Below are 966 nucleotides of genomic sequence, written 5' to 3' on the forward strand. Positions count from 1 at the left end.
CTGATGCAGAGCCAGGTCAAGAAGACCAAGAGTATTGGATTTATGTTCAGCGCGGTGTGGTTGGTCCGAAACGTGAGTTCCAAGTCGGCATTCACTACTTCCACGCTCTTAACCCGGGTGACAAAGGGACCTTAACTTACCAAGGTAATAAGTTCTTACACTTTGCATTGAAGCGCTAACCCTAGCGCTTCAACCCTTCCTCATCGACATTCAATAGTAAACTAGTATCGAAACGCCTTGGCGCATCGCTAAGGCAATAGCCAACGTGTCTTCTCTGACTTAGAAACGATCCAGCTCATCCACAGTGCACCCGCTCCGCTGATCACTATCCATAATGGAATAACCCAAGCTGGGTGACCTTGGTACCAACCAAACTCTTTCATTGGCCACAAGAAGATTGGGTGCAATAAGTAGATACCCAAACTGTGTTTACTGATGAAGCCAACCACTTGATTGCCTTTGTCTGACAACCCTTCTCCAAAGTAGCGACACAGCATGAACACCATGCTCGCAGCTAACACAGTATTCAGCGTTTTGTACGAGAACCAACGACCAACCGTGTATTCTTCCGCGACTAAGCTCGTATCAACCACCATATAAACGGTGGTCAACAGTGCCGACACGCCAAGTCCAGTACTCACGCTAACGGTAAACTTGTTGAGTGGGACTTTCTTGTACAGCAGATAACCCAGTGGTAAGTAGCCAGTGTAAAGCCACAGCTCATGGCTCCAAGGACCATCAATTCTGAGTAAGAACAGTAACGAGGTAAACAGCCACACCGCAGTGAAGCTATAAACCGCCTTATCACCATACTTTCTGACCATGATCTGTAAGAACGGAATCACAAAATAGAGTGGAATGAAGTAGTAAAAGAAACCTAAGTGATAGTAGGTGTAATGGTGATAGCTATTGAGCAGCACATCCCAGCTGACATCGGCATCAAAGCCCATTGCCGACCAACCAGAC

The 966-nt window shown here is 46.8% G+C and carries 2 protein-coding genes; one reads left to right on the forward strand and one right to left on the reverse strand.

Annotated features, from left to right (window positions below):
- A partial coding sequence (locus A3712_RS19440) for a DUF2500 domain-containing protein (RefSeq protein ID WP_157618819.1) occupies positions 1–179 on the forward strand: 179 nt, incomplete at its 5' end.
- 69 nt (positions 180–248) lie between these two features.
- On the opposite strand, the gene A3712_RS19445 is transcribed toward A3712_RS19440, so the two are convergent.
- Positions 249–966: acyltransferase (locus A3712_RS19445; RefSeq protein WP_063524718.1), on the reverse strand; the 718-nt coding region annotated here is incomplete at its 5' end.

The organism is Vibrio sp. HI00D65, assembly GCF_001635455.1.
Classification (GTDB): Bacteria; Pseudomonadota; Gammaproteobacteria; order Enterobacterales; family Vibrionaceae; genus Vibrio.